The 7,394-nt window shown below is 49.6% G+C and carries 2 protein-coding genes; both read left to right on the top strand.

The window, feature by feature from the left end:
- The coding region (locus RMO35_RS22725; RefSeq protein ID WP_309744608.1) for an amino acid adenylation domain-containing protein at positions 1–2,905 on the top strand (2,905 nt) is incomplete at its 5' end.
- A 253-nt stretch (positions 2,906–3,158) separates the two neighbouring features.
- Positions 3,159–7,394 (top strand): type I polyketide synthase (locus RMO35_RS22720; protein WP_309744606.1); only part of this gene is annotated, 4,236 nt, incomplete at its 3' end.

Here is a 7,394-nt window from a genome sequence, read left to right as displayed (position 1 = left end):
TCCGTTGTTTGATTTTCGGGTGACGCGGTTGGATGGTGCGCGATTGCGGTTGCATATTAGTTACGATCTGCTGGTATTTGATGCGTGGAGCTTGTTTCGCCTGTTTGAGGAGTGGTTTCAAGTCTATCAGCAGCCGGATTGTGTGTTGCCCTCATTAGATATCTCATTTCGGGATTATGCGATCGCCGAACAAAATCTCTGTCAAACCGAGCTATATAAGCGATCGCGGGCATATTGGCTCGATCGAATAGACAAGCTACCACCCGCACCGGATTTACCCCTGGCGAAAAGTCCCAAGGAACTCAAACAGCACCGCTGTCGGCGTTATAACGCGCAGATGAAGACGGCGGATTGGCAGCGGCTGAAGCAGAAAGCGAAAAATATCGGGCTGACTCCTTCGGGGATGTTGCTGGCTGCCTTTGCCGAAATTCTCGCGCTGTGGAGCCAGAATCCGCAATTTACGCTCAATTTGGCACTATTTAATCGATTGCCGCTGCATCCTCACGTCGATCGGCTGTTGGGAGATTTCACATCGGTAACACTGCTAGGGGTAGATAATTCTGCGCCTGAATCGTTCCGCGATCGAGCGATGCGGATTCAAACCCAACTCTGGCAAGATCTGGAACACCGCTACTATAGTGGGGTACGGGTGACGCGGGAACTCACCCGCCGTCAAGGGAATGTCCCGAATGCGATGCCTGTAATCTTTACCAGTACGTTGGGGTTTGCAGGTATCGGGCAGGAAACCTTGACATTTAGCCATTTTGGTGAATTAGTCTATGGAATCAGTCAAGCCTCGCAAGCTTGGATGGATATTCAAGTGTGGGAAGAGCAAGAAACGCTGACATTCAATTGGGATGTAGTAGAGGAACTATTTCCCGCAGGCGCGATCGCTGAGATGTTTGCGGCTTACTGCAATTTACTCCAACATCTGGCAGATGATGATGCGATCTGGCAGGAGCCACATCCCCAACTGTTGCCGCCAGCGCAATTACTCGCACGGGAGGCGGTTAATGCGACAGATGCAGAGATTTCTGAGGCATTATTACACGAACTGTTTGCCGATCGCGTGTTCCAATCACCCGATAATATCGCCGTTATCGCTGCGGGTAAATCCCTAACGTATCGAGAATTGAGAGATCTCGCCACTTGCCTCGGTCATCGCTTGCGACAGCTTGGGGCACAGCCAAATCGATTAATCGGCGTGGTGATGGAAAAAGGCTGGGAACAGATCGTCGCCGTGATGGGGATTTTAGCATCTGGGGCGGCTTATGTACCGATCGCGCCCGATTTACCACCGGAACGCCTTCAGTATTTACTCAAACATAGTGACATCGAGATCGTCCTCACTCAATCCTGGTTAGAGGATAAATTACTGTGGGATGAATCGATTCAGCGCATATCGATCGATACTGAAGATTTAACAACAAAGAGTAATGCACCACTCGAATCCGTCCAAACTCCCGACGATTTGGCTTATGTAATCTATACCTCCGGTTCCACTGGTTTACCGAAAGGGGTGATGGTGACACATCGGAATGTGGCTAACGTGGTAGTGTATACCAACCAACGGTTTCAGGTCGGATCTACCGATCGGATATTAGCTCTGACCGCCCTCAATCACGACTTATCCGTGTATGACATCTTTGGATTGCTGGCGGCGGGTGGATCGATCGTCATCCCCGATGCGCGGCTAGTTAAAGATCCCCACCATTGGGCGGAATTAATCCAGCGCGAACATGTGACATTGTGGAACTCAGTACCGCCGATGATGGAAATGTTGGTAAATGCCGTCGGCGATACCCCATTTACAACTAGTTTGCGCTTGGCGATTTTAGGTGGTGATTGGCTGCCACTGGCACTACCCGATCGAATTCGCAACCTAGTACCAGCCATCGAATTATTGAGTATTGGTGGCCCCACCGAAACTACAATCTGGAATATCGGCTATCAAATCGGTGCAGTCGATCCCACTTGGAAAAGTATTCCCTACGGGCAACCGATGGCGAATGCCAAATATTACATCTTAAATCCAGCTTTAAATAACTGTCCTACTTGGGTAGCAGGTGAAATGTATTGCGCTGGCGTACAAGTAGCTAAAGGTTATTGGCGCGATGAGGAAAGGACGAATACTAACTTTATCATCCATCCGCGCACGGGTGAACGACTCTATCGTACAGGCGATCGCGGTCGTTATTTACCAGATGGCACGATCGAAATTTTGGGACGGGTAGACTTCCAAATCAAGCTACGCGGCTATCGGATCGAAGCTGGGGAAGTAGAAGCAGCCCTGATGCAACATCCCGCCGTGCAAACTGCGATCGTCAAAGTCATCGGCGAAAGTCAGCAAGCGCGGTTGGTGGCTTATATCGTAGCTGGATCGAATTTACCCACCGTCGAGGAACTCAGCGACTCCCTAGGGCGCAAACTCCCCGATTATATGGTGCCATCGAGTTTCATGTTTCTGGATGCCTTGCCACTATCTGTTAATGGCAAAGTTGACAGGCAAGCATTACCCACCCAAATCGATCTATTTCGATCGAGGGAGGTAGTTCATACAGCTCCGCAGAATGAAATCGAACGTTCGATCGCATCCATTTTTCAAGAGGTATTAGAAATCGAGGAAATTGGGGTTACTAATAATTTCTTCGATCTGGGTGCTAATTCATTACTAATTACCACTGTTTATCGCAAATTAAGTGAGGTTTTGCCCGTGCAAATCGCATCGATTTCGCTGGTGGATTTGTTTAATTATCCAACAGTTAGAGCTTTGGCACAGCGGTTAATGCAAGCTAAGGATGTGAATGTTTTGGGGCAGCAAAGTGTTGAGGATCGGCAGAAGTTAAGTCAGGGGAAAGATCGGTTGAAGCAACGGTTAGAAAGGTCTAAGTTAGCTAGTAAATAAGAGCAATTCTCTCTGTTCGATCTTCTCTGCGCTCTCTGCGCCTCTGCGGTTAAAAAATGAATAACATTCGTACAAACCTGTTCAACCCCACCAATAACTTACTGGCGTGAAGCTTAGACCCGACCCACCCCGCCCTACGGGCACCCCTCCGAGGAGGGGATTTTCCGAACCAAAATGCGTAGGGTGTGTTATCGCGAAGCGTAACGCACCATCCCAATTATCGATTATCAAAAAAACATAAAAAAATAGTCATATGAATTCAAATTTTAACGGTTTAGAAATAGCGGTAATTGGACTGGCTGGTAAATTTGCTGGCGGGGAGACGATCGAGGATTTTTGGCAAAACTTAGAAAATGGGGTCGAACTAATTACACCATTTAGTGAGGGTGAGGCACGATCTAATGGCATCGATCGGGTGGGGGCAGTGTTAAAAGATGTCGATCGATTTGATGCTGCTTTTTTCGGTTTCAATCCTAAAGAAGCTGAAACAATGGATCCTCAACATCGGTTGTTTTTGGAATCGGCATGGGAAGCTCTCGAAAATGCTGGTTATAGTTCGGAAAATGAGGAGCGATCGATCGGGGTATTTGCAGGTGTAGGGATGGGAACTTACTTGTTATATAACCTCAGTCCGAATCCAGGATTGATTGAATCGCGGGGATTTTTGCCGACATTAGTAGGAGTTGATAAAGATTATTTACCCACTCGTGTCTCTTATAAATTGAATCTCAGGGGGCCGAGTATCAGCGTGGGGACGGCTTGTTCTAGTTCCTTAGTTGCAGTGCATTTAGCTTGTCAAAGTCTGCTTAGTGGCGAATGTGACATGGCTCTGGCTGCTGGGGTGGCGGTGAAGGTGCCCCAGAGTGAAACTACCCTCTCGCCTGACGAAATCGTGTCTCCCGATGGGCATTGTCGCGCTTTCGACAGTGGTGCAAATGGCACTGTGGGCGGTAATGGACTGGGAATTGTAGTATTGAAACGCTTAGAAGAGGCGATCGCCGATCGCGATCGGATTTATGCTGTCGTTAAAGGTTCGGCGATTAATAATGATGGGGCGATGAAAGTCGGCTACACCGCACCCAGCCAGGAAGGGCAAGCTAAAGTGATTCGGGCGGCTCAACTGATGGCAGAAGTCGAGCCGGAAACCATTACTTATATGGAAACTCACGGTACGGGTACTGCCTTGGGCGATCCGATCGAAGTTGCCGCCATGACACAAGCATTTCGCGCATCGACGGATCTCAAGCAGTTTTGTGCGATCGGATCTGTCAAAACTAATATCGGACATTTAGATGCAGCGGCGGGGATTACAGGTTTTATTAAAACAGTGCTGGCACTGCATCACAAACGCATTCCCCCCAGTCTTCATTTTAAGGCTGCTAACCCCCAAATCGATTTTGCTAATAGTCCGTTTTACGTCAATACTCAACTTACCGAGTGGGAAACTAACGGTACTCCCCGTCGGGCGGGTGTGAGTTCCTTCGGTTTTGGCGGTACGAATGTCCATGCCATTTTAGAAGAAGCCCCGCCCCTCGATCCGGTAACGTCACAGCCGAGAGCTTATCAACTGTTGGCACTTTCGACGAAAACGGCGGCTACTTTAGATCGATCGACAGCTAATTTGGTCGATCGACTCCAGCACGCCACGGATCTTAATTTAACCGATGTCGCTTATACGCTCCAAGTCGGACGCTGGGCTTTAGAACATCGCCGGATTGCCGTTGTATCGACCTTGGAAGATGCGGTAAAAGTATTTGGTAAGGGAGACTCCGAGCGAGTATTCACAGGGCAGACAACGGCTAGCAATCCGCCTGTAATGTTTATGTTCTCCGGGCAAGGTTCTCAGTATGTGAATATGGGGCGGGAACTGTATGAGAGCGAAGCCACTTTTCGATCGCATGTCGATCGCTGTATTTCTTTCCTTCAGTCTCAACATCAAATCGACATTCGCCCGATCTTATTTGCCGATCGAGTCGATCTCGATACAGCTACCCACCAACTCACCCAAACCGCGATCGCTCAACCTGCGATATTTACGATCGAATATGCTCTCGCTCAACTCTGGATGTCTTGGGGCGTAACACCGCAAGGGGCGATCGGACATAGTATCGGTGAATATGTCGCCGCTTGTCTGGCAGGTGTCTTCTCCCTCGAAGATGCCCTAACGATAGTGGCGACGCGGGGACGATTGATGCAGCAACAGCCCACAGGTACGATGGTAGCAGTCAATTTATCCGTCGGCGACCTCCAACCATTACTTGACGATTCACTACACCTTGCAGCCAGTAATAGCCCCGATCTGAGCGTAGTTTCGGGGACAGTTGAGGCGATCGCCGGATTAGAGAGCCTACTGGCAACGCGGGGGATTACTTGCCGTCCGTTGCATACTTCCCATGCTTTCCATTCACCGCTGATGGATGGTGCGATCGAGCCATTCGTCGAATGTTTGCGTGGTATTACTTTAAATCCGCCCCAACTGCCGTTTATTTCTAACGTTACGGGGACTTGGATTACCGCCGCAGCCGCCACCGATCCGCTCTACTGGGCACAGCATTTACGTCAGCCCGTCCAATTTTCAGCCGGAATCGCCGAGTTATTAAATAATCCCGATGCCATCTTCCTCGAAGTCGGGGCGGGGCGGACTCTGGGCACTTTAACCAAACAACAGGCACCAGATCGGACTATTCTTTATTCCCTCCCCCATCCGCAAGACAAATCCTCGGATCTAGAATTGCTGCTCAAAAGCTTGGGGCAACTGTGGTTAAATGGCGTAGAAATCGATTGGACTAGCTTTTATGCCGATCGCCAATGCCAGCGCGTCCCCCTGCCCACATATCCCTTCGATCGACAGCGGTATTGGATCGACGCACCTGCGCTAAACGAGCCAAATCGCGCTCTGGTTACGCCAGTTAAAAAAACGGATATCGGCGACTGGTTCTATGTCCCTTCATGGAAACGTTCGACTTTACCCACACTTGCACCGACAGATCGGCAACGTTGTTGGGTAATATTTAGCGATCTTTTAGGATTTGCAACCGTCATGACACAACGGCTACAGCAAAGGGGCGAACGGGTAATTGAGGTCAAAATTGGTACTCAATTTAGTCACAATAACGATATCTATACGATCGATCCTGGCGATCTCAGCCACTACGAGACGCTAATGCGATCGATTCTAGAGATCGATCGTTCGCCCATTATTACTCATCTCTGGACGCTAGGCGCGGTTTCCTTTGATGAATCGCAAACCTACGGTTTCTACAGTCTGCTCTATCTAGCTCAAGCAATCGGACAACAAAATAGCAACGAGCCGATTCATATTGGTGTAGTGACTGGCAATAGTCAAAATGTCATGGGCACCGAAACAATTCAACCGGAAAAAGCGACTATTTTGGGAGCTTGTCGAGTCATTCCTCAAGAGTATCCAAATATTAGCTGTTGTACGATCGATCTAGAAATTACCAACGAGCAATCGATTCTCCAGGGGAGAGGCTACGCCAACGATCGGACGATCGCCGAGATCCTGGCTCAGGCTACCACTCCGAGCGATTCGATTGTTGCTTATCGGGGCAATTATCGCTGGTTGCCGATTGCCGAACCCCTGTATCTAGAACCAGTTGAGTCGCCAACATCATTACGCGAACGGGGTACATACCTGATTACAGGTGGTATGGGTGGGATCGGACTGACGATCGCCACACATTTAGCCCAGACAGTACCACAACCAAAACTTATTCTAATCGGTCGTTCACCATTTCCAGCTCAAACTGAATGGGTAGACTGGTTGACAAGTCACGACGAAACAGAGCCAATTAGTAGCAAAATCCGCCAAATCCAATCCCTCCAAGCGATCGGGGCAGAAATACTGGTACTAAATGCCGACGTTGCCGATCTAGTGCAAATGGCAGCCATTCAGGGGCAAATCCAGCAAACCTACGGGCAAATTAACGGCATCTTCCACACAGCAGGCATTCCAGGCGATGGCATCATCCAACTCAAAACGCCCGAAACCGCCGCCAGCGTCATGCGCCCCAAAGTCCAAGGCACACTAGTACTCGATCGCATCTACCGCGATAAAAACCTCGATTTCTTAGTCTTATTCTCCTCCCATAGTGCCCTTCTCGGCGGCATGGGACAAATTGACTATTGCGCTGCCAACAATTTCCTCGATGCCTTCGCCATCGCCCAAAACCGCAACCCCAACTATCGCACCATCTCGATCGACTGGGATATCTGGCAAGAAGTCGGCATGGGAGCAGATCTCACCGGACTACCCGCACATCTCCAGCCTGAACGATTAGCAGCCCTCGCCACCGGAATTTCCCCCGCCGCCGGATGGGATGTCCTCCAGCGCATTCTTCACAACGATCTCGATCGGGCGATCGTCTCTACTCAAGACTGGCAAACAGTTCTCAAGCAACAACAGCAACGCACTGTAGCAAATGCCGAAACCCCCCAACCTAGCCCCCCAGAGACAACATCGGAACAC

The organism is Chamaesiphon sp. OTE_20_metabat_361, assembly GCF_031364565.1.
This window is presented reverse-complemented; position numbering and strand designations above follow the sequence as displayed.